Annotated in this window: 15 protein-coding genes; 4 read left to right on the top strand and 11 right to left on the bottom strand. The window is 52.4% G+C overall.

The features are described from left to right. Positions 1 to 33: 33 nt before the first annotated feature. The 3 genes from feoA to greB form a co-directional block, all read right to left on the bottom strand. Positions 34 to 258 carry a ferrous iron transporter A gene (feoA, locus tag HGO41_RS10080; RefSeq protein ID WP_013573590.1) on the bottom strand — a complete coding sequence of 75 codons (225 nt, stop codon included), beginning with the start codon at positions 256 to 258 and terminating at the stop codon, positions 34 to 36. 398 nt (positions 259 to 656) lie between these two features. Further along, on the bottom strand, positions 657 to 2987 hold the full coding sequence (locus tag HGO41_RS10085; RefSeq protein ID WP_250981000.1) for a Tex family protein: 2331 nt from the start codon (positions 2985 to 2987) through the stop codon (positions 657 to 659). A 111-nt stretch (positions 2988 to 3098) separates the two neighbouring features. Continuing rightward, positions 3099 to 3572 carry a transcription elongation factor GreB gene (greB, locus tag HGO41_RS10090; protein WP_013573592.1) on the bottom strand — a complete coding sequence of 158 codons (474 nt, stop codon included), beginning with the start codon at positions 3570 to 3572 and terminating at the stop codon, positions 3099 to 3101. 231 nt (positions 3573 to 3803) lie between these two features. Between greB and HGO41_RS10095 the strand changes: the two genes are divergently transcribed. Both HGO41_RS10095 and pbpC read left to right on the top strand, forming a co-directional pair. Then, on the top strand, positions 3804 to 9821 hold the full coding sequence (locus HGO41_RS10095; RefSeq protein ID WP_250981001.1) for an alpha-2-macroglobulin family protein: 6018 nt from the start codon (positions 3804 to 3806) through the stop codon (positions 9819 to 9821). 56 nt (positions 9822 to 9877) lie between these two features. Continuing rightward, positions 9878 to 12247, top strand: a complete 2370-nt coding sequence (pbpC, locus tag HGO41_RS10100) for a penicillin-binding protein 1C (RefSeq protein WP_250981002.1) — start codon at positions 9878 to 9880, stop codon at positions 12245 to 12247. A 14-nt stretch (positions 12248 to 12261) separates the two neighbouring features. Here pbpC and HGO41_RS10105 read toward each other — a convergent pair whose 3' ends face one another. The 4 genes from HGO41_RS10105 to HGO41_RS10120 form a co-directional block, all read right to left on the bottom strand. Continuing rightward, on the bottom strand, positions 12262 to 13377 hold the full coding sequence (locus tag HGO41_RS10105; protein WP_241916779.1) for a fimbrial protein: 1116 nt from the start codon (positions 13375 to 13377) through the stop codon (positions 12262 to 12264). A gap of 9 nt (positions 13378 to 13386) precedes the next feature. Beyond that, positions 13387 to 15897, bottom strand: coding sequence for a fimbria/pilus outer membrane usher protein (locus HGO41_RS10110; RefSeq protein WP_250981003.1), 2511 nt, complete (start codon positions 15895 to 15897; stop codon positions 13387 to 13389). Positions 15898 to 16002: 105 nt separating this feature from the next. Continuing rightward, on the bottom strand, positions 16003 to 16689 hold the full coding sequence (locus tag HGO41_RS10115; protein WP_013573597.1) for a fimbrial biogenesis chaperone: 687 nt from the start codon (positions 16687 to 16689) through the stop codon (positions 16003 to 16005). Positions 16690 to 16793: 104 nt separating this feature from the next. Further along, positions 16794 to 17342, bottom strand: a complete 549-nt coding sequence (locus HGO41_RS10120) for a fimbrial protein (RefSeq protein WP_013573598.1) — start codon at positions 17340 to 17342, stop codon at positions 16794 to 16796. 589 nt (positions 17343 to 17931) lie between these two features. Between HGO41_RS10120 and ompR the strand changes: the two genes are divergently transcribed. Beyond that, positions 17932 to 18651, top strand: coding sequence for an osmolarity response regulator transcription factor OmpR (gene ompR / locus HGO41_RS10125; protein ID WP_009635740.1), 720 nt, complete (start codon positions 17932 to 17934; stop codon positions 18649 to 18651). Then, positions 18648 to 20009: a two-component system sensor histidine kinase EnvZ gene (gene envZ, locus HGO41_RS10130; protein WP_013573600.1), complete on the top strand. Its 1362-nt coding sequence runs from the start codon at positions 18648 to 18650 to the stop codon at positions 20007 to 20009. Before ompR ends, envZ begins: the two co-directional genes overlap by 4 nt. A gap of 211 nt (positions 20010 to 20220) precedes the next feature. Here the strand turns inward: envZ and HGO41_RS10135 are convergent, their stop codons facing one another. From HGO41_RS10135 to hslO, 4 genes are all read right to left on the bottom strand, one after another. After that, positions 20221 to 20700, bottom strand: a complete 480-nt coding sequence (locus HGO41_RS10135) for a PIN domain-containing protein (protein ID WP_013573601.1) — start codon at positions 20698 to 20700, stop codon at positions 20221 to 20223. After that, positions 20697 to 20909: a FitA-like ribbon-helix-helix domain-containing protein gene (locus HGO41_RS10140; protein WP_013573602.1), complete on the bottom strand. Its 213-nt coding sequence runs from the start codon at positions 20907 to 20909 to the stop codon at positions 20697 to 20699. The genes HGO41_RS10135 and HGO41_RS10140 overlap by 4 nt, the downstream gene beginning before the upstream one ends. A gap of 103 nt (positions 20910 to 21012) precedes the next feature. Further along, positions 21013 to 22635: a phosphoenolpyruvate carboxykinase (ATP) gene (gene pckA, locus HGO41_RS10145; RefSeq protein ID WP_013573603.1), complete on the bottom strand. Its 1623-nt coding sequence runs from the start codon at positions 22633 to 22635 to the stop codon at positions 21013 to 21015. Positions 22636 to 22862: 227 nt separating this feature from the next. After that, on the bottom strand, positions 22863 to 23747 hold the full coding sequence (gene hslO, locus HGO41_RS10150; RefSeq protein ID WP_014411506.1) for an Hsp33 family molecular chaperone HslO: 885 nt from the start codon (positions 23745 to 23747) through the stop codon (positions 22863 to 22865). Positions 23748 to 23757 lie beyond the last annotated feature (10 nt).

Genomic DNA, 23757 nt, shown 5'->3' on the forward strand with positions numbered 1-23757 from the left:
GAAAAATGAACTGTCAAAGGCCTGATGTTGGGATCAGGCCATCATCTCGAGCTGGAGGAGATCGAGGTCTTTTCTGCGGACGACGAGGCTGGTACGGCGGGTTTCGATTTGTACCGGATCACCCATGGGCGCAACGCGGATAATGTTGAAAAATGACCCCGGTAACATCCCGAGTGACAACAGTTTCTGCCGGTAAGCCGGGCTGATTTCGTGTGAAAAGCCGGTAATTTTATAAGCACGTTTTGATTGAAGTTGCATAGTTCCTCGCGAAGCATTCAGGCATTTTGGGGGCAGCGTGACAAAGGTTACGCCGCGCTTCCGTGCCCGGTGATCTCACTTAACTGCGAAATATTGCTCAGAAATTGTCCATGGTGCGAAATTGTCAGCCTGTGGCTGACGGCGTATTGAATACGCAAAGAAGTACAAACGAGAATAGTTATCATAATTAGTACGCGTATAGAGACAAAAGAAAAGAGGGGGTGCCTCTTCACGGGAATCTCCACCGCGTCGCTATCGTATGCCTGCCGGATGGCCGATTTATTGATTTACCTCAGTGATTGATTCATTAAGACAGAGTTTAAAAAGTGTCGAAAAAAGATACATAAAAAAAGCCGCTGGATATCAGCGGCTTTGGTGTGGCGGGGAAAAACGAAGAATTAACGTTTTTTGCCGAGCGCGGCGGCCAGAGCATCGGCCATCGCGTTATTGCCTGCTGGCGCGGCATTGCGGCCCGACGGTTTGTTTGGCGCGTGGCGTTTCTGATTGTCTCGTGAATCTGACGCTGGCGCGGAAGAACGGCGCGCGGGTGCTTCGCCCGGTTGCTCGTCCAGTCGCATGGTCAGCGCGATACGTTTGCGTTGCAAATCGACTTCCATCACTTTGACTTTGACGATGTCGCCCGCTTTCACCACCGTGTGGGGATCTTCGACGAATTTGTTCGCCAGTGACGAGATGTGAACCAGGCCGTCCTGATGGACACCAATATCGACGAACGCACCAAAGTTGGTGACGTTAGTGACAGAGCCTTCGAGGATCATGCCCGGCATCAGGTCGTTCATGGTTTCAACGCCCTCGGCAAAGGTCGCGGTTTTAAACTCTGGACGCGGATCGTGCCCCGGTTTTTCCAGCTCTTTGATAATGTCGGTGACCGTCGGCACACCGAACTGCTCATCGGTGAATTCGCTGGCTTTCAGGCCACGCAGCACATTGGAATCGCCCATCAGTTCTTTCAGCGCCAGCTGTGTCGCCGCCAGAATGCGTTCCACTACCGGATAGGTTTCCGGGTGAACTGTCGAGGCATCAAGCGGGTTGTCGCCGTGGTTGATACGCAGGAAGCCCGCGCATTGCTCAAAGGCTTTTGGCCCCAGACGGCTGACTTTCAGCAACTGTTCGCGGTTACGGAACTGACCGTTTTCGTCGCGCCAGTTAACGATATTCTGCGCCATCATGCGTGTCAGACCGGCCACGCGGGTCAGCAGGGGAACGGATGCAGTATTGAGATCGACACCCACGGCGTTCACGCAGTCTTCGACGACGGTATCGAGTTTTTTCGCCAGCTGAGACTGGCTGACGTCGTGCTGATACTGACCAACACCGATGGATTTCGGGTCGATTTTCACCAGTTCAGCCAGCGGATCTTGCAGACGTCGCGCAATGGAAACAGCACCACGAATCGAAACGTCCAGATCCGGGAATTCCAGCGCCGCCAGTTCGGAGGCGGAATACACCGATGCACCAGCTTCACTGACAATCACTTTCTGCGCTTTTACCGCCGGGAACTGTTTTTGCAGCTCAAGGAAGAAACGCTCGGTCTCGCGGGATGCGGTGCCATTACCGATCGCCACCAGTTCGACATTATGTTTGATGCACAGCGCGGCAACCTGTTGTGCGGCTTTTGCAGCCTGACCGGTGTGGGGATAAACCGTATCGATATCCACCAGTTTGCCGGTGTTATCCACAACGGCGACTTTTACACCGGTACGTAAACCCGGATCGAGACCCATAGTGGCGCGCATACCGGCGGGGGCGGCCATCAGCAAATCGTGCATGTTGCGGGCAAAAACGTTGATCGCTTCATCTTCGGCGCGTTCGCGCACGGTGCCCATCAGCTCGGTTTCGAGGTGCAGCAGCACTTTGATACGCCATGTCCAGTTGACCACGGCACGACGCCAGACGTCAGCAGGCGCGTTGTTCAGGCGCAGGCCCAGATGGTCGACGATCAGTTGTTCGGCATAGCTTTCTTTTGGCGGCTCGTCATGCTGCGGATCGGCATTCAGCGCCAGTTGTAAGATACCTTCGTTGCGGCCGCGGAACATCGCCAGCGCGCGGTGCGAAGGCACCTGAGAAATCGGTTCGTGATGGTCGAAATAGTCGCGGAATTTCGCGCCTTCCTGCTCTTTACCTTCCACCATCCGGGACGTCAGATGGGCGTTTTTCCACAGGTAATCGCGGACTTTCGCCAGCAGCGCGGCATCTTCTGCAAAGCGTTCCATCAGAATGTAACGTGCGCCATCAAGGGCAGCTTTGGTGTCGGCCACGCCTTTATCGGCATCAATGAATTTTGCGGCAGCAGCGTCCGGCTCGTTTTGCGGATCGTTCCACAGCAATTCGGCCAGCGGCTCCAGACCGGCTTCGATAGCGATTTGTCCGCGCGTGCGGCGCTTGGGTTTGAACGGCAGGTAAAGGTCTTCCAGCTCGGTTTTGCTCAGCGTGGTATTAATGGCATTTGCCAGGTCGTCGCTGAGTTTGCCCTGTTCTTCGATAGATTTGAGGATGGTCTGGCGACGGTCTTCCAGCTCCCGCAGATAACCCAGACGGGTGTCCAACTGACGCAGTTGGGTATCGTCCAACCCACCGGTGACTTCCTTACGATACCGCGCAATAAACGGCACGGTATTACCTTCATCCAGCAGACGCACCACGGAAGCAACCTGCTCCGGGCGAACCTGCAATTCACTTGCGATAATGCGGCTCAGTTGATCATTCATAGGTCTGATATCAGTTTTTTTCGTTTAAAAAGCAGGGCACAGTTATACGGTTTGAAGACATAAAATGCCAGTCATCAGGCTGTCCGCCTGCGTGTTTTGAGAGTTAGCTGATCATTTCCCGTAGTCAATCTCATTGACGTACCAGGTCGCGTCGCCAACCGGTGTGGTGACCACCAGACTGTCGCCGACTTCTTTTTTCAACAGCGCGCGCGCCATCGGCGAGTCGATAGAAATGTAGTCTTTGCGGCCAAAAATTTCGTCATATCCGACAATGCGGAAACGCTTGATGTCGCCGTCGTCATTTTCGACTTCCACCCAGGCACCAAAGAACACTTTGCCGTCCTGTTGCGGTGAATAATCGACGATGCGCAGCTGTTCCATGCATTTGGTCAGATAGCGGATGCGGCGGTCGATTTCACGCAGCCGTTTCTTATTGTACTGGTAATCGGCATTTTCACTGCGGTCGCCCAGGCTTGCAGCCCAGGTGACCTTTTTGGTCACTTCGGGGCGTTCATCGCGCCACAGGAAATCCAGTTCAGTTTTGAGCTTGTCGTAGCCTTCACGGGTAATCAGTTTCGTCTTCATGTCACCTGTCGCTTTGCGCAAAATCCTCGCGCTATTGTTTCACACAATCGTGTCGCTGGCAGCGCAGAAATCAGCCGGAAATCCCCGGTTGCTGCTACGCTTTATCTGATGGCTTTTTAGGCGAATAATCATTATCCTGCGGCGCAATGCGTTGAATTTAATAAAAGTCCTGATTCGCATAAAAATATCACTTCTGGCGATGGTTCACAGGGATTAGGGGTACAGCAACAAATGGATTTATTAAAATTCTTACTTCGTCTGCCTTTTACATTGATAAAAGGTGTTTTCCGCGTGCTGGCTTTTGTTCTGGGCCTGCTGGGGCGTGTCTTCAAACCGCTGGTCGGGAATATTGACTGGCGGGCGCCTGCCTGGTGGACGGCCACTTCCGGCTGGCTGAAGCGCAGCTTTACACGGATGGAAAATGGCGTAGATAAATACCCGAAAGCCATCAGTCTGGCGATTCTGGTTTTGCTGTGCGCCGCAGGTGCTGGCGTTTACGGCTGGCACTGGTGGCTCAATCGCCCGCAGCCGATAGAACCTGCACCAATGGTTTATCAGAACACCAGCGTGAGCGTCAGCGGCCCCGAGTCCGTCAATTACGCCGCGCAAAAGCCTGCACCGCAGCAAGTCATTTTCAGTTTCCGTCATTCTGCCGCGCCCGTGACGGAAGTGGGCAAAGTGGTCGAAAAAGGGATTTCCCTGAAACCTGCCACGGAAGGTGAATGGAAATGGGTAAGTGGTTACACCTTAGTGTTCACGCCTAAAAATCCGCTGCCGATGGGCAACAAATATGATGTGAACTTCACCCCTGATGTGCTGCTTGCGCCACAAATTAAACTGGCGAAAACTCGCTATGAATTTTCTGCCCCGGCTTTCAGTTATCAGTTGGGTCAGGCCGAGTATTATCAGGACCCGCAGGATCCCCAAAAACGCAGCGCGATTTTTAACGTTAAATTCAACGCACCGGTGGATGTCGCCAGTTTCGAAAAACAGATTTCGCTTGGCCTGACCGAAGGGAAAGCCAAAACCGGGACGAAACTCAATTATTCTGTGGTCTATGACCAGAAGAAACTCAATGCCTGGGTACATTCCGAACCGCTGAAATCGCTGGATCACGGTGGTTCCGTGCGTGTCATCATTGGCGAAGGCGTGAAAGCCTCTGTACCCTCAAATGCCACCGCGCAGGCGAAGAATGGCGTGGTGTCCGTGCCGACGCTCTATAGCCTGACGGTGAACGAAGCCAGCGCGCAGGTAGTGGATGCCGATGGCGCGAAAGGCCAGCGTGCGCTGATCGTCGGGTTCAGCGACGCGGTCAAAGACAAAGATATCCGCCAGGCGGTCAAAGTCTGGTTACTGCCACAGCATAATCCAAACGATCAGGACGAAGCCAAAGGCCCGGATGATTACGCAAGCTGGGCAGTCGACAGCGTCGAGAATAATGTGCTCGCGCAGGCCACCCCGCTGAATATCCAGCTTAATGACGCGGAAAGTGATTATCAGCCGCAGTTCAGCTTCCGTTTCGATGCGCCAGCCCACCGTGCCATGCTGGTGGAGATTGACAATATTCTGACATCTTCCGGCGGCTATAAAATGCCGGAAAAAGTCTACCGCATCGTTCAGGTTCCGGATTATCCGAAATCCCTGCAATTTATGTCGCAAGGCTCGTTGCTGTCGGTCAACGGTGACAAGCAAATCAGCGTCGCGGCGGGTAACGTACCGGGGCTGCGCCTGGACATCAAACGGGTGATCCCGGGCCAGCTGCAACACATCGTGTCGTTCAAAAGTCGTGAATATTCATCGGCGGAATTTAACCGCCTGAATGACGAGTATTTCACCGAGCACTTCAAATATCAGACGGCGGTGAATAACGACAAGCCGGGTGAAGTGAATTATCAGGGCGTCGATCTTTCGCGTTATCTCTCCACCGATCCGACCTCGCATCGCGGCGTATTCCTGCTGACGCTGTCGGAATGGGATCCGAAAAAGAAAGAAGTGAAACCGGAAGCGGATGACGACGGCAATGTGTATCAGGATGAAGACCAGAGCGGAGATGAAGCGCCGGTTGGCGATTCGCGATTCGTTGTTGTCACCGATTTGGGGATTATTGCCAAGCGTTCGCAGGATAAAACACGCGACGTATTTGTGCAGTCAATTCACAGCGGCACACCGGTGGCAAATGCGAAAGTCTCGGTTATTGCTAAAAACGGCGTCACGCTGCTGACTCAAACCACCGGTGCTGACGGGCATGTACGTTTCCCGGCGCTGGACGTTTATACCAGCGAGCGTCAGCCGGTGATGTTCCTGGTGGAAAAAGAGGGCGATGTCTCCTTCCTGCCAGCGGACCGGAATAACGATCGCGGCCTCGACTTCTCCCGTTTTGATGTCGATGGCGAAATCACCCCCAATGACCCGCGTACGCTGAGCAGTTATCTGTTCTCCGATCGCGGCGTTTATCGTCCGGGGGATACCTTCAATATCGGGTGGATCACCCGCGCTGCCGACTGGAGCAACGGGCTGGCGGGTGTGCCGGTGCGTGCGGAAATTCACGACCCGCGCGACAAGCTGATGAGCACTATCCCGCTGACGCTCGGTGCCAGCGGTTTCAATGAGCTGAGTTATACCACTGACGATAATTCACCTACCGGTGAATGGAATGTCTATCTGTATCTGATCGGCAAAGACAATGAGTCTTCCACTTTGCTGGGACATACCTCGGTTAACGTCAAAGAGTTCGAGCCGGATCAGCTGAAGGTGAAATTACAACTGACGCCGGAGCGTAAACAAGGCTGGGTGAAACCCTCAGAATTGCAGGCCAATATTGACGTACAGAACCTGTTCGGTACGCCTGCGCAGGACCGGCGCGTGACCTCGAAACTGACGCTGCGCCCGATGTATCCGAGCTTCGATCAGTTCCCGGATTACGCTTTCTATGAGAACCGCCAGAACAGCGACGGTTTCGAAACGGAACTGGAAGAGCGCACGACGGATGAAAAAGGCGCGGCGAATATCCCGCTGGATCTGAAATCTTACGCTGACGCGACCTATCAGTTGCAACTGCTGTCCGAGGCGTTCGTGGCCGGTGGCGGACGTTCCGTGGCCGCAACGGCTCGGGTGCTGGTATCGCCGTATGACTCTCTGGTCGGCGTAAAAGCCGACGGCGATTTAGGCTATATCAACCGCGATGCAGCGCGCCATCTGAACATTATTGCGGTCGACCCGTCGCTGAAGCAGATTGCGTTGCCGGATCTGAAAGTCGCGCTGATTGAACAGAAATACATTTCAGTGCTCACCAAACAGGATTCCGGCGTTTACAAATATCAGTCGAAAATGAAGGAAGTGCAGTTGTCGGAACAGCCGCTGTCGCTGACGGCGCAGGGCAACGACCTGACGCTGGCGACGGATAAACCGGGTGATTTCGTGCTGGTTATTGAAGATGCGAAAGGCAATGTGCTGAACCGCATTGGCTATACCGTGGCCGGTAACGCCAACCTCAGCCGTTCGCTGGACAGGAATGCCGAACTGAAGCTGAAACTCAATCAGGCGGAGTACCAGCCGGGTGAGGAAATCGAGGTATCCGTTAACGCGCCGTACACCGGCAGCGGGCTGATTACCATCGAGAAAGATAAAGTCTACAGCTGGCAGTGGTTCCATACCGACACCACCAGTTCGGTGCAGAAAATCCGTGTTCCTGCAGGCATGGAAGGCAACGGCTACATCAACGTGCAGTTCGTGCGTGATGTGAATTCCAATGAAATCTTTATGAGCCCGCTGAGCTACGGCGTGATGCCGTTCAAAATCAGCACTAAAGCCCGCCAGAACACTCTCGACGTCAACGCGCCTGAGGTGATTAAACCGGGGGAAAACCTGGTCATGACGGTGAAGACCGACGGCCCGCAACAGGTGGCGCTGTTTGCCGTCGATGAGGGAATTTTGCAGGTGGCGCGTTATCGCCTGAAAGATCCGCTGGAGTACTTCTTCCGTAAACGTGAACTGGGCGTGGAAAGCTCGCAGATTCTGGATCTTATCCTGCCGGAATTCAGCAAGCTGATGCAGCTCGCCGCCGCGCCGGGCGGTGACGCCGGTGAAGGGCTGGATCTGAACGTCAATCCGTTTAAACGTAAGCGCGACAAGCCGGTGGCGTACTGGTCGGGCATTACCGAAGTGAACGGCGAGAAGCAGTTTGATTATCCGGTGCCGGATTATTTCAACGGTAAAATCCGCGTGATGGCGATTTCCGTGACGCCGGACAAAATCGGTAAAGCGCAGACCTCGGCAACCGTGCGCGACAACTTCATCATGACGCCAAACGTGCCGTCGATGGTGGCACCGGGTGATGAGTTTGATGTCAGCGTAGGTGTCAGTAACAACCTCGAAGGGCTGAACGGCAAAAGCATTCCTGTTGCTATCCACCTGACTGTACCGCCGCAGCTTGAAGTGGTGGGCCAGGCCGATCAGAACCTGTCGCTGGCTGAAAAACGCGAGGGCGTGATTAATTTCCGCTTACGCGCCAAAGCCTTGCCGGGTGATGCGCCGCTGGTGTTTGAGGCGACGTATGGCGATAAAACCAGCCGCCGCACGATCAGTACGTCGGTGCGCCCGGCAATGCCGTTCCGCACGCAGTCGGTGATGGGACGCATGAACGGCAGCAGCCAGAACGTCGATAATCTGCGTCAGATGTTTGATGCTTACGCGGTGCGTAACGCGGCGGTGTCCAACTCGCCGCTGGTACTGACCAGCGGGTTATCCCAGTATCTGGCGGATTATCCGTATTACTGTTCTGAGCAGATTGTCAGCCGCTCGGTGCCGCTGATCCTCGAAACCGTGCATCCGGAAATGCGTGGCAATCTCAGCCCGGCGGACAGCAGCAAGCAACTGAAAGATATGCTGGGGGTGCTGCGTTCACGACAGAACGACAGCGGCGCGATTGGCCTGTGGCGTTCATCGCCGCAAACCGATCCGTTCGTCACGCCGTATGTAGTGCAATATCTGCTGGAAGCCAAAGCGGCGGGCGTTGCGTTGCCAGCCGGTATGCTGGAAGAAGCCAATTCGGCACTGCGCGAACTGGCAGCGAATCAGAATGATGATTTGTATACCCTGCGTCTGCGCGCATGGGCGGTTTATTTGCTGACGCGTCAGGGTGAAATCACCACCAGTTCGCTGGCCTCGGTGCAGGATACCTTGCAGCAGCGCTATCCGGACACCTGGAAAACCGATCTCAGCGCGATGTATCTGGCGTCTTCTTACCGTCTGCTGAAAATGGATGATGAGGCGAATACGCTGTTGCAACCAACGTGGGCGCAACTGAGCAAGGCGTATGACAAAGCCTGGTGGACGCAAAGTTACTTTGATCCGCTGGTGCAGGACGCGACGCGGCTGTATCTGATCACCCGTCACTTCCCGGAAAAAGTCTCCGCGATTCCGCCACAGGTGCTGGAAAATATGGTCAAGGCACTGAAAGAGGAACGCTACACCACGTATTCCTCGGCAATGAGCATTCTGGCGCTGGAGAGTTATTCCGCACAGGTGGCGGCGCAGGCCACGGCACCGGATGCGCTGAAAATTACGCAACTAAGCAAAACCAAAAATGTGGAACCGCAGCTGATTTCACAGGTTCAGGGGCTGTTTGCTAAAGCGAATTTCACCGCTGACGCACAGGCACTTCGCATTGAAAACGGCAATAACGCGCCCGCCTGGTACGTGGTGACGCAGGCGGGTTACGATCTGGCAGCGCCGAAGAAAGCCATTTCCCGCGGTCTGGAAATCACCCGCGATTACACCGATGAAAAAGGCAACGCAGTCACGCAGGTGACGCTGGGGCAGAAGATCGATGTGCATCTGAAAGTCCGCGCCAACTCGCAGGAAGGGCAGGACAATCTGGCGATTGTGGATTTGTTGCCGGGCGGATTCGAAGTGGTCCAGCAAACGCCACCGGAACCGGAATCTGACAGCAGTGATGAAAACAGTGAAGCAGAAGCTTCAGCGTCCTGGCAGTCACCGCTGGCGGCATCGGGTTCTACGTGGGCACCGGATTACAGCGATATTCGTGAAGATCGCGTGGTGATTTACGGCAGCGCCAGCACCGATGTGCAGGAGTTTGTGTATCAGATTAAAGCCACCAACACCGGCAGTTTCGTGATCCCTCCGGCTTACGGGGAAGCGATGTATAACCGTGAAGTTCAGGCGTTGTCGGTCAGTGATAAAAAACTGGTGGTCGTGCCGGCTGATGAAGCGGCTGTTGCTAAAAAATAACACAATGCAGAAGCCCCGCTGCTGATGGCGGGGCTTAACCTGTTCTGAGTAGCAAGATGATCACCTTTCGCGCATTTTCTAAAACAGCCAAACGTCTGCTGCAAAACATCGCGATGGCGGTTTTTTTACTGGCGATGATTATTGTGGCATGCCGCCTCTGGCCACATCCGCTCCTTTCTCAGGGCCAGCCTTTTTCCACCGTCTATTATGACCGTCAGGGTACGCTGATGCGTATCACGCTGGCGAACGACGACCGTTATCGCCTCTGGACGCCACTTGAACAGGTTTCTCCGCTGGCGGTGAAAAGCTTGTTGCTGCATGAAGATCGCTGGTTTTATATCAACCCCGGTTTTAACCCGTTCAGCCTGATGCGGGGGTTCTGGCGCAGCTATGTGACGGGTGGAAAGATGCAGGGCGGCTCCACTATCACGATGCAACTGGCGCGGATGCACTGGCATCTGAACACCCGCACGCCATCGGGTAAAATCATGCAGGTTCTGCGCGCGGTGCAACTGGAACTGAGTTATTCCAAACATGACATTCTCGAAGCCTATCTGAATACCGCGCCGTACGGGCGAAATATTGAAAGCATTGGCGCGGCCAGCCTGATTTATTTCAACAAAGCCCCGAAGGATCTGACGTTACCGGAAGCACTGACGCTGGCGGTTCTGCCACAATCGCCGAGCTACCGTATCGACTCTAAAACGGGTGTTGTCGGTGCGGCGCTGACGCAGGCTCGTAACCTGCTTTTCCAGCGCTGGCAGGCCCATTATGCAACCGACAGCAGCCAGACTTCATTGTTCAGATTGCCGCTGGCACTGCGCCAGCCCGAACAGATGCCTTATATTGCGCCGCATTTCATCGAGCAGTTACGCCAGCAGAACCCGCAAATTATCCGCACGGATACCCGTATCGACACCACGCTGGATGCCGGTTTGCAGCGGCTGATCGAGCGGCAGGTGAATGCGTTTATCACCCGCAACGAAAGCCGTGGGATTCACAATGCTGCTGTTGTGCTGGCCGATACCCGTGATATGGGTGTGCGTGCGCTGGTCGGTTCCGCCGATTACTACAACCGTACGATTCAGGGGCAGGTGAACGGCACCAACGCGAAACGCTCGCCCGGTTCGGCGCTCAAACCGTTTATTTACGCGCTGGGCATGGAGCAGGGCGTGCTGCATCCGATGACTATTCTCAAAGATGTACCTTCAGCATTTGGGGCATATGCGCCGGAGAATTTCGACCGGCGATTTCTCGGACCAGTGACTGCCACCGATGCGCTGAACTTCAGCCGCAACATTCCGGCCGTGTATGTGGCTTCACAGCTTCGCCAGCCGACGTTCTATCAGTTTCTGCGTCTTTCCGGCGTGGCGGATATGTCCAGCGAGAACCATTATGGTTTATCGCTGGTGCTGGGCGGTGGCGAAGTGACGATGCAGGAACTGGCAAAACTGTACGCATTGCTGGCGAACCGTGGCGTCTTACAGCCGTTACGGATGCAGAAATCCGATCCGCGGCAGACAACGCCGGTCAGGTTACTGAGTGAAGAGGCCAGTTTCATCACCCTCGATATGCTGCGCCAGCACCGCCGTCCGGGTGATACGCTGGCACAGGCACCGTCTTCACTGCCAGTTTACTGGAAAACCGGCACGTCCTGGGGCTTTCGTGATGCCTGGAGCGTGGGGGTTTTCGGGCCTTACGTGCTGGTGGTGTGGGAAGGGAATTTCGACAGCAAAGGCAACAACGTGTTTGTCGGTGCCGATGCGGCCGCGCCGCTGTTCTTCAATATTATCGACAGCATTACCGCCAGTTATCCTGATTTGCAGGAACCCAAACGCCCGTTTCCCAAAGGGTTGAAAAGGGTGGATATCTGCCTGGCCAGCGGTGATTTGCCGACGCCATGGTGCCAGCAAAAAGGCAAAACCTGGTTTATTCCGGGCAAGTCGCCGATCAAAGTCGATACGGTTTACCGCCCGGTGCGCCTCGATAAACTGACCGGTGAAGTGGCATGCCCGCCTTATGAGGAGGACGAAACCCGTACGGAAGTGTTTGAGTTCTGGCCATCGGATCTGGCGAATGTTTTTGCACAGGCAGGGTTGCCAAAACGTAAGCCCCCGGCGAATCACTGCAAGGATGAGGGCGTTGACGTGAGTGGCAATCCGCCACGCATCACGTCACCGCTGAAAAATACCACCTACACGCTGCGGCAGTCACAGCAAGGCCGTGACCGGATTTCCTTTAATGCGGTCACGGATGCGGACAGTAAAACGGTGTACTGGTTTGTCGATGACATCTACCTCGGCAGCTCCGCCAGCAAATCCGCTATCGACTGGCGGCCTATCAATAACGGCCAGTATCGCATTCGCGCGGTGGACGACCACGGGCGCGCGGACAGCCGGTTGGTGAGTATTGAGATTGTGAACTGAACAGCGTGGCAGGCTTATCGGATATCTATTTTCAAGGTCGCCATCCCACTGAATTCGCCGGTATCCAGCCCGCCACCAATGAGGTTAATTGGGTAAGCCGTCATAGAGATGTTTCCCATACCGTTTTGATTCATGGGTAAGTTTCCAGATTCAAAAGGGATCGCTGTACCGCTGGCATTCTCAACGCGAATGCCAATATCGGCTTTATTGTCAGAAGGCCGGCGTCTGGCGACCAGCGTGTACTGATCTGTCAGGTCGTCCCCCTTCAACAGCATGGCAAGCTGTGTACCTGCCGGGATCTTCGGCAATCCATTGGCTGTGCAGTCATACGTAATGTTGAACGTTACAGGAATAAACCCTCTGGGAGGCTGATTGAGCGTGGTGAATTTATTGGTGGCGATGGCACCGAAATTGACCGTGATCGTTTCACCTTTATTGATTTCGCAGCTTTGGGGTACGGTCAGTTTTCCGCTGACGTAGACGCGGGCAACAGGGGAGCCAAGCGGAGGGGCGGTCACTATGGCCGTACCTGATGACAAATAAATCTCAGCGATCTCTGTTCTTGGTATATCCAGTTCTCCGATAAAAGGGGTGGTGATATAAAAAGTTAATGAACCTTGAGAACCAATGTCGAGGCTGGCACGGGTATTTTGCTGCACGCAAACGCCGTTATTATTTGCATCTGTGTGATGCGTGGCATCGCCAAGTGTTTTGGTCGTCGGCACCGGAACATCAGTTGCCGGAGGCAGATCAAGGCTTGCTTTGACATCAATGTGGTCATTAATTTTGTAATATCCCGGCTCAGTTCCCTTAGGTAAGGCGGTTTTTACGGTGTACATCAGCAGTACTCCACTGCGGCTGCTGGCATCGTTGTCGGTACAATTGCAGGCAATGGTGTAATTTTGCATTCCACCATTCATGCTTTTTTCATACTTTTTCCCTCTCTCGTTGTCCGACGCGGGGATGTCTTCATGAAGAAAGTTTTCATAACTCACGGCGGCACCATTTTCTGGCGAGCACATTGCCGATCCCGCTTGTGCGAGGGATGAAAAACTATTTATGGCGATCCCCAACAGTGCGAGCTTTATGAGTGATGTCAGGTTGTGCAAAACCTGTTTTTTAGTGTGCATGAATTATCCTTAAATACACTGAGCCGTCAGCGAATTCACCTGAGAGGTTGAGGCAGAAATGTTGAGTTGAGCCTGACATTGCTGAGATGCGTTATTCCCCCATTTGACATGAAGTAAAACGGGTTTTTCTAACGGGATACCTGACAGATAAACGACGCCGCCCTCATCCACGATATTGCTTTGTTTATCAGTGGCCGCCACGGCACCAAACGGGACTGTGGCCCCGTTTGGTCTGACAAGTGTCACCAAAACTCTGGCCCCCACTCGGGCATCAAAATGTGCCGTCACCATGGCGCCGGAATTCGGGATCACAATGGCTGAGGTATTTTCGATATCTACGTCGTCAGGCAGGGTGGTGGTGTCCATGGCGATACGGTTTTCGTTATACGCAGTCAGATACGGGACGACAGCAAAACCACGCCAGTCTGTTCTGACGCCAGGAAGATTTTGCAGACGTGCCCCACTGGCTCCATTGGTATCAATCAATGCAAAGGAATCACCGAGAGGTTGAGACAAAGTGGCACCCCGGGAATGCGCCACGATCCCGCCGGCAATGCCGTAGCTGAGTTGCTGAGAATCCCTGCTGTAATTGTAACCTGCATTGAGATTGCCAAAGGAGGAGCGGTAAGAAGAGTAAAGGTTGCTGCCGCTTTCACTGTTATGAGCGGTATAACTTTGCTGAACTGAATAGCTCAGGCGACGATCGTCAAGCGCGGTTCCGCTTAATCCAACCTGATGCCGTGTCCCTTCGCCTTTCTGGTGAGAGACATTGTATGTCCCCCAGCTTTGTGGCAACCAACGGCTGAGCGGAATACGGACGTTCAGGGATATCTGTTGATCGTTATCCTGATCCTGTAACTGGCTGTAGGAATAGCTCAGGTTATAGCTGATACCAAACAGACTGTTGTTTAAGCCCAGTGAGAGATTCTTCTCCTTGCCGCTGTTATTCCAGTAGTCCTGTTTGTATCCTGACAGATACAGGCTCGCGCCTTGCCACAATGTCTGATTGATATTGAACTGGATTTTACTGCGTTTGTGATAATCAAGTTCCGGAACATTGTCGCCATCAAGATATTGTGTGGACTCATCGAAGTCGTAATATCCCGCACTTGAGTACCGATAGCTTGCCAGACTGAAATCTGTGTCGGTCATTTCAATATTTTTCGAATACTGGACGCGATATGACTGACCTGAGGTGGTTTGATTATTGTCCAGTGTAGAACGGGCATGGGTAACATCAGCCGAAATGCCGCCCAGCCACCGGAGGTTATAACCCATGCCGATGAGTCCTGAGAGGTAATCTTCAGATACCACAGAGCCACCGTAGGACGTAATGGTGTTTGAAATACCATAGATAGCCGTACCTTGAGCAAAGGTTGGCTCTTTCTCATTGTTATCTGTCGCGCGATAAGTCCCCGCTGTTGCGCTGTATTTCAAACGACCAGGGCGTTGCATGATGGGAATCGCTGAAAAAGGCTGATTAAACCGGCGTTCAGTCCCGTCAGCTTCTTTCACCGTTATCTCAAGATTTCCGCTGTAGGATGAGGGATAAAGATCGTTAATCTCAAAGGCACCCGGAGGGACAAAAGACTGATAAATAATGTGATCATTTTGCCGGATAGTGACTTCTGCATTTGAGTTTGCAATACCCCGTATGGTGGGTGCGAAACCGCGCTGGCTGTTTGGCAGCATATTATCGTCAGAAAAAAGCTGAACCCCGGAGAACGGGACACTGCTGAGGATTTCTCCGGAGGTCGAATTTTCACCGATTTGGAATTTTGATTTTAAGGTTTTGATATCCCGTTCGGCGTAGGTTGAGATCGTATCCCAACGCTTCTCACCTCCGCTGTTGCTGTAAGTCGTATAATTACGTAAGCGCCACGGGCCTACGTTGAAGCCATTTTGCAGATTCAGGTATTGGCTGGAATCATCACTGCCATTTCGGTAACTCCTCTGGCCGCCTGAATAGGAGTAATTTGAGAAAAGTACAGGTGCGCCGTCATCCCATTTTTCCGGATCAATATAGTCTTCAGCTTTTTGAAGGATCGCTGCCTGCGGAATGCTGAAATTAAGCTGCATGAGGTAGAAATCAAATTTGACGTCTGCAGCAGGGATATATTGTGCAAGCGAACCCAAAGGTGCGTCCGGCTGATGATTTTTTAACGCCGGAAACGCATCAACATTGACGCCCAGTAACCGCAATATATCAGGCGTGATCTGTGGCTCAAGCGTGCCGTCTGGTTTGGACAAGTAGCTGATTGAATGACGTATTTTTAATTTTTTATTCACATACAATGCAGTGTCGTAGTTACCTGGTAACTGTGCCTGGTCATTACTCTGGAACAACGAGAGGTCGACATCCCCAACATCACCGGCTTGACGCTCGATGAACTGAGGATCGAAATAGACATTTTCTGAACGGGCCGGGTGAGCGGCGAGTAATCCCAAAGCCGTACTGGTCAGCAGGCCACCCAGTTTTAGCACGAGCGGCGCGGAGGTCTTTTTAATGTCTCCAGACAAGCTCTTCTGTAAAAATTTTTCATCCGTGAGCATAGTTTTCTCGTGCTTCTGAGTTGCCGTAATTAGGCGATTGCTGTGAGTTATGGCGTGGCTTTATTGGTCCGGTTACAGAGGTTGCTCATATCGTTCTGTCGTGCCGCCATAGTCATTTATCGCTTCCCATTTCACACTGTTGCCTGAGATTTTCGCGGGAAGAATGACATCCAGCTCGCTCAATGGCGCAATCATGGCCACCTCTTTTAAAAAAGTTGAGCCAATGCTGAGTGAACTGAAAACAACGTGATAAGGGCTCTGATTCTTGATAACGAGATGCCCGTTATTTCTGGAGAAAGTGAGCGCCTTCGGTGCTTCAAACGATTTTCCGGGCAGTTTTGTTGGCCGGTAAAAGAGCTTTATCCGCGTATTGACCACCAGTTTAAGTTCGTTTTTTGTATTTTTTGGCGTTGAAGGTATCGCTTTAACATTGATATAGAAAACGGACTCTCTGTCTGTCGGGAGGACGCTGCCGTTATAGGAAATGCGCAGGTTACTTTCCTGTTGAGCATTCAGTCGAAATAGTGGCGGGGTGATAATAAAAGGACCGCGTGTTTTTTCTCCCCCCGCATCAACCCACGATTGTATGAGGAAAGGATTGTTATCGGCATTATTTTTAACGGAAAGGGTAGCTTCCCTTTTATCTGCATCATAAATAACGCGTGTCCGTCCGACAATAATTCCGCCGGCATAGGTTATTTGTGATGTAACTACTGAAGTTATAATGAAAAGTAATGTTAATATTTTTGACTTACCCATTCGAATATGAATCCTTACAGTAGCAATATATTCATGCGGTAATTGAATAAACGTATAAGAGATGCCCTGTAGAATTAATTTTTACAGGGCAAGGCTCAAAGTACTTATCTGTAATCGAGAGTGACTTTCACGCGCGCGTCTGCTGCACCGGCAGTGATATCGCCAGGCAATTTAAACGACTCATAGTATGCGAGAAGGTTGACATTCATAACCTTTCCGGGGATTGGATAGATGATGTCAGGTAATCCGTTGATTTTCATTATCTCGTTGGTTTCTGCATCTTCGATTCTGATGCCGACACCATCCGCCATTTCATCACCGTAATCATTGCCAAGTGCAATCAAATCAGTGGTATCAGCAACGGTATCTGACTCCAGCCATATCCGGAAGTGAGGAGTAGGATTACTTTCAGTAACGACAGGACAGTTATCAAGTGGCAGGGTAAAAGGGATCTTCGGAGAGAGATCACCAATTTCCTGGAATTGAGCTGCTGAATAAGTCCCTAAAGGTATATTGAGCTCTTCACCCCCATTGATTTCACAGGCCTCTTCAACAATCGCACCCGTAAAATTAATAGCGCCATCGATCGCATAGCTATTTGCAGCCATAGCCAAAAATATCCCACCCGCTAAGAGCTTGAACTTGGTTTTCATTTTTTGCGTCCATTCAGAAATAAAAATTAGTGGTTAATCTAAAGATGACTTTATCGGATTAAATAAAGTGAATTCATCACCTTCAGACGCCGAATTCTATCAAGTGTTCTATACATTGAATAGTCGGTGGCATCCTGTCTAATTAAATGATAATGAGTTTTTAATCTGAAATATCACTGTCTATGATCTTTATGGTTTGGTTAATTCATTAAAATGATCAGTTGGTGGGTAAATGATCTATTTCTCAAATAAAATATTATCCTTATCACTTTATTATTAATCAAACGAATAAGTAAAATCACCAAACTTTTATCCCCACGGGCACATTGAGATGATCATTTTCCTGATACTTTCGGCAGAAATGCTCAGATAATGACCAGAAAAACGGATGAGCAGGTTTGCAGAGCGGGACACCCTGTAACAAACCAACCTTCGCTTGCAGAAGACTCCTCTGATATTGTTGATAAATTAGGAAATCCATAATCATTGTTACAATTTCGACTAGAATATATACCATTAAACGCTGTCTGTTTTGGCTGACTTTTCTAACAATACAAGCTTGAGGCATTCACGCCTTTGGGAGATTTAAATGCAAGAAAATCACAAGATTCTGGTGGTCGATGACGATATGCGCCTGCGTGCACTTTTGGAGCGTTATCTGACTGAACAGGGCTTCCAGGTGCGTAGCGTTGCCAATGCTGAACAAATGGACCGTTTGCTGACCCGTGAGTCATTCCACCTGATGGTTCTGGATCTGATGTTGCCTGGCGAAGATGGCTTATCTATCTGCCGTCGTCTGCGCAGTCAGAGCAACCCGATGCCGATCATCATGGTGACGGCGAAAGGGGAAGAAGTTGACCGTATCGTGGGGCTGGAAATTGGTGCCGACGACTACATTCCTAAGCCATTTAACCCGCGTGAACTGCTGGCGCGTATCCGCGCAGTCCTGCGGCGTCAGGCCAATGAACTGCCAGGCGCACCTTCTCAGGAAGAGGCGGTTATCTCATTTGGTAAGTTCAAACTAAACCTCGGCACCCGCGAAATGTTCCGTGAAGATGAGCCTATGCCACTGACCAGTGGTGAGTTTGCCGTGCTGAAAGCGCTGGTAAGCCATCCGCGTGAGCCACTGTCCCGTGACAAGCTGATGAATCTGGCGCGTGGCCGTGAATACAGTGCGATGGAACGCTCTATCGATGTGCAGATTTCCCGTCTGCGTCGTATGGTAGAAGAAGATCCGGCGCATCCGCGTTACATTCAGACTGTCTGGGGTCTGGGCTACGTATTTGTACCGGACGGCAGTAAGGCATGAAGCGAATACGCTTTTCACCGCGTAGCTCGTTTGCCCGAACACTGTTATTAATCGTCACCTTGCTGTTCGTCAGCCTGGTGACGACCTATCTGGTGGTGCTGAACTTCGCCATTCTGCCCAGCCTGCAGCAGTTCAATAAGGTATTGGCATACGAAGTCCGTATGCTGATGACTGACCGGCTGCAGTTGGAAGATGGGACGTTGCTGGCGGTTCCACCGGCATTTCGTCGCGAAATCTACCGCGAACTGGGCATTTCTCTTTATACCAACTCTGCGGCCGAGGAGAGTGGCCTGCGCTGGGCGCAGCATTACGAATTCCTCAGTCAGCAGATGGCGCAGCAACTCGGTGGTCCTACTGACGTGCGCGTCGAGGTCAATAAAAATACCCCGGTGGTGTGGCTGAAAACCTGGTTGTCGCCTGACATCTGGGTGCGGGTTCCCCTTACTGAAATCCATCAGGGCGATTTCTCTCCGCTGTTCCGCTATACGTTGGCGATTATGTTGCTGGCGATTGGTGGCGCGTGGCTGTTTATCCGTATACAGAACCGCCCCCTGGTTGAGCTGGAGCATGCGGCGTTGCAGGTAGGGAAAGGTATTATTCCGCCGCCGCTGCGTGAATACGGTGCGTCTGAAGTGCGTTCTGTGACGCGGGCGTTTAATCAGATGGCTGCCGGTGTCAAACTGCTGGCCGATGACCGTACCCTTCTGATGGCGGGCGTCAGCCATGATCTGCGTACGCCGCTGACGCGCATTCGTCTGGCGACCGAAATGATGAGTGACGATGACAGTTATCTCGCCGAGTCGATCAATAAAGATATCGAAGAGTGCAACGCGATTATTGAGCAGTTCATCGATTATCTGCGCACCGGACAGGAGATGCCGACCGAGATCACCGATCTTAACGGTATTCTGGGCGAAGTGATTGCGACGGAAAGCGGTTATGAACGTGAGATCGACTCTGGTCTGGCGGACGGCGAATTGCTGGTCAATGCACATCCGCTGTCTATCAAACGTGCCGTGGTGAATATGGTGGTGAATGCCGCCCGTTATGGCGACGGCTGGATTAAAGTCAGTAGTGGTCGCGAATTGCAGCGGGCCTGGTTCCAGGTTGAAGACGACGGCCCGGGCATTGAGCCTGACCAGCTTAAGCATCTGTTTCAGCCATTTGTGCGTGGCGAAAGTGCGCGAACTACCAGCGGAACCGGACTCGGGCTGGCGATTGTTCAGCGCATTATTGATGCCCACTCAGGCACGCTGGATATCGGGAAAAGTGACCGCGGGGGATTACGAATTCGGGCCTATCTGCCGTTACCGGTTGAGATGCTGAAAGCGGTGGCGGTACAGCAAAAACTGGTTTGATTAAGGGGAGCCTTAATGATCCCTTTTATTCAGACAGGTGAAAGTTTCGGTTTCTCAATTTCGGCGATCACTTATCGCGCTGCGGCAGCTGAAACATAGCCAGCGCGGAGCGCGCAATAGAGCCCGGGATTCTTAAGGGGGGTGGCGATAAGCCACCTTTAAGACCGGAGTGGGTGGCAACCCACGGTTTAACAACAGCCCAGCCGCTGGCTTAATTCTTCCTGCTCATCACATAATACTCTGCCGCTTCTTCCCGCCATCGTGGTGTTTCCGCCGTATCCCATGGATTAACTAACACCACGCCCGTGTGTGCAAACACTTCTGCGTGATCTGTGGCAAGCCCCGCCTGATGGTTCAGGCAGATTGCCGCGAGCTGCATATCACGCTCCGCCATCTCAATATTGGCCGCCTTCGATAAGGCCATCACACGCGGGTAATACAGCGCGCTGGCCGCATCAAACGGCAACAGCCTGCCCGCGAAATCCTGGTTCATCATCTCCAGCAAAGCGTCCGAAAGCGCAGCTTTCGGCTGATTCTCCGGCAGACTATCCGCCCAGCTGAAAAGCGCCGCGACGCTCAGGCTGGTCAGATACAGTTGTGTGGCGTCCTGCGCGTCCAGCCATTGCAGCACGTTCTTTTGCGGGAAGGGGCTAATCATCTCAAGGATGACGGCAGTATTGAGGATGATCATTTCGGTGGCAGTTCCAGATGTTCCACGCTCAGGGAAGAAAAGCGCTGGCGCAGCTGACTGCCCAGACCAAAATCAGGCACAGTAGTGGTCAGCGCCTGTTTTAGTATCAAACGTGCTTCTTCTTCCATCGAATGGCCTTTTCTGGCCGCCGCAATGCGCAATAATTCCTTCACATCATCATCCAGATTACGAACGGTAATCGTCGCCATATCAGGCTCCTCTGACAGCAATGCTGTCATTCTGAAATGCCGCTGGGCTGGTTGCAATAAAAAAGGCGCGGAAGCCCGCGCCTGATAAGAGTTTGCCAGCAGATTAGCGTTTCGGTCCGGCACTGACCAGTGCGGCGCCAGCCGGGGTATCGGTGTATTTGTCGAAGTTATCGATAAATAACTGTGCCAGATGTTCAGCTTTTTCCTGCCACTGTTCACGGCTGGCGTAAGTATTGCGCGGATCCAGAATATGCGTGTCGACGCCCGGCAGCTCAACCGGCACCGCCAGATTAAACAGCGGCAAGGTGAAGGTTTCCGCATCATCAATGGTGCCGTTGAGGATCGCGTCGATAATAGCGCGGGTATTTTTCAGCGAAATACGTTTGCCGGTACCATTCCAGCCAGTGTTCACCAGATAGGCCTGAGCGCCTGCAGCTTCCATGCGCTTCACCAATACTTCGGAGTATTGCGTCGGGTGCAGCATCAGGAACGCTGCACCAAAGCAGGCAGAAAAGGTTGGCGTGGGTTCAGTGACACCGCGCTCAGTTCCGGCCAGCTTCGCAGTGAAACCGGACAGGAAATGGTATTGCGTTTGCGCGGCTGTGAGACGGGAAACCGGCGGCAATACGCCAAACGCATCGGCTGTCAGGAAAATCACTTTACTGGCGTGACCGGCTTTCGATACCGGTTTCACGATATTTTGAATGTGATAAATCGGGTAGGAGACGCGGGTATTCTCAGTCTTGCTGCCGTCATTGAAGTCGATTTTGCCGTCTGCGCTGACCATCACGTTTTCCAGCAAGGCATCGCGTTTTATCGCACCGAAAATTTCCGGCTCGGCGTCTTTGCTCAGTTTGATGGTTTTGGCATAGCAGCCACCTTCAAAGTTAAAGACGCCGTCATCGTCCCAGCCGTGCTCATCATCGCCGATAAGCTGACGCTTCGGATCGGTGGATAAGGTGGTTTTGCCGGTACCGGAGAGACCAAAGAACACCGCCACATCGCCTTTTTCGCCGACGTTCGCTGAGCAATGCATTGAGGCGATACCCTGCAATGGCAGCAGATAGTTCATGACCGCGAACATGCCTTTCTTCATTTCGCCGCCGTACCACGAGCCGCCTATCAGCTGGATACGTTCGGTCAGATTGAAAGCGATGAAGTTTTCAGAATTCAGGCCCTGTTTCTGCCAGTCCGGATTGGTACATTTCGCGCCGTTCATCACGATGAAATCAGGCTCGAAATTTTCCAGTTCATTGACTTCGGGGCGAATGAACATGTTCTTGACGAAATGTGCCTGCCAGGCGACTTCCGTAATAAAGCGTACTTTCAGGCGCGAGTCTGCATTGGCACCGCAGAAGGCATCAACGATAAACAAACGTTTCCCGGATAGCTGCTTGCTGACCAGCGCCTTGAGTGATGTCCAGATTTCCTGCGACAGCGGTTTGTTATCATTTTTCCCTTTGCCCTGATCAGCCCACCAGAGCGTATCGCGTGTGGTGTCATCACGGACGATGTATTTATCTTTCGGCGAGCGGCCGGTGAAAATGCCAGTATCGACATTCACTGCACCGAGCTCTGTCACCTGCCCGCGCTCATAACCTTCCAGGCCCGGGGCCGTCTCTTCTGCAAAAAGAGTTTCGTAATCAGGGTTATAGACAATTTCGCTATTCTGGTGGATCCCATACTGGGAGAGTGTTTCGGCGGTGATCCCGATAGTGGTAGGCATTTCCCTGCTCCTTGCTGAATTTGAATCCCGTAAATAGGGATAAATCAGTTGCTATTGTAGGTATATATCGCTTTTGTGCCACGACAGCTCTCAAAGAATAACGGTAGATGTGAATGTTTTTCCAGAATTGTGATGGAAAACCCGAAAGGTGTGCAAATGAGGTTATGGAATAGCAATAAAAAAGGGACTTTTCAGTGAAAAGTCCCTCAGGCTGCGCGTGTTAACGATCAATGAACGTGGTCATCTCCGGAATGAACGTCGCCGCCAGCTTTCAGTGTCGCCATATCCATCGCGTCAAATTCATAGTCCGTGCCGCAATAATCGCAGTGCATCTCTATTTTTCCATCAGTTTCCAGCATGTCGAGCACATCTTCATCCGGCAGCGTCAGCAACGCTGCTGCACAACGTTCGCGGGAACAGGTGCAACGGAAACAGACATTCTGCGGTTCATACAGGGTGACCTCTTCCTGATGATACAGACGATAAAGCACTTCGTTGGCAGGCAGGGTCAGCAGCTCTTCCGCTTTGATGGTGGTGGTCAGTTGTGCCAGATGGCTGAACTCTTCCGGATCAGTATCTTGCGCTGGCAGAACCTGCAACAACATGCCGCCTGCAGCAGGCTGGCCTTCAACTTCACCCGTGCGGATGAAGATGCGGGTTGGCAGCTGTTCTGACTGCATGAAGTAGTTTTCCAGACACTCTGCCAGGTTTTCGCCTTCCAGCCCCACGACGCCCTGATAGCGTTCGCCGACGGTCGGAGAAATCGTGATCACCATGTAGCCGTTGCCAATCATCTCTTTCAGCGAGCTGCCTTCGGTAATGTCACCCTGCAGACGTGCGACGCCGCGCAGTTCCTGCTTGTTGTTACCGTTGATCACGGCCAGTTTCAGCGGACCATCACCTTGCAACTGCACGGTAATATCGCCGTCAAATTTCAGGGTGGCAGTCAGCAGGCTGGTCGCCACCAACATTTCACCCAGCAGATTGCGCACTTCTGCCGGATAGTCGTGACCGGCAATAACCTGCTGGAAAGTCTCTTTGAGCGAGACCAGTTCACCGCGAACGGCGTGATGATTGAACAGGTAGCGATGCAGTTGGTCGTGATTAGACATAATTTTCTCT

It is taken from the genome of Rahnella sp. CG8 (assembly GCF_023701875.1).
Lineage (GTDB): Bacteria > Pseudomonadota > Gammaproteobacteria > Enterobacterales > Enterobacteriaceae > Rahnella > Rahnella aceris.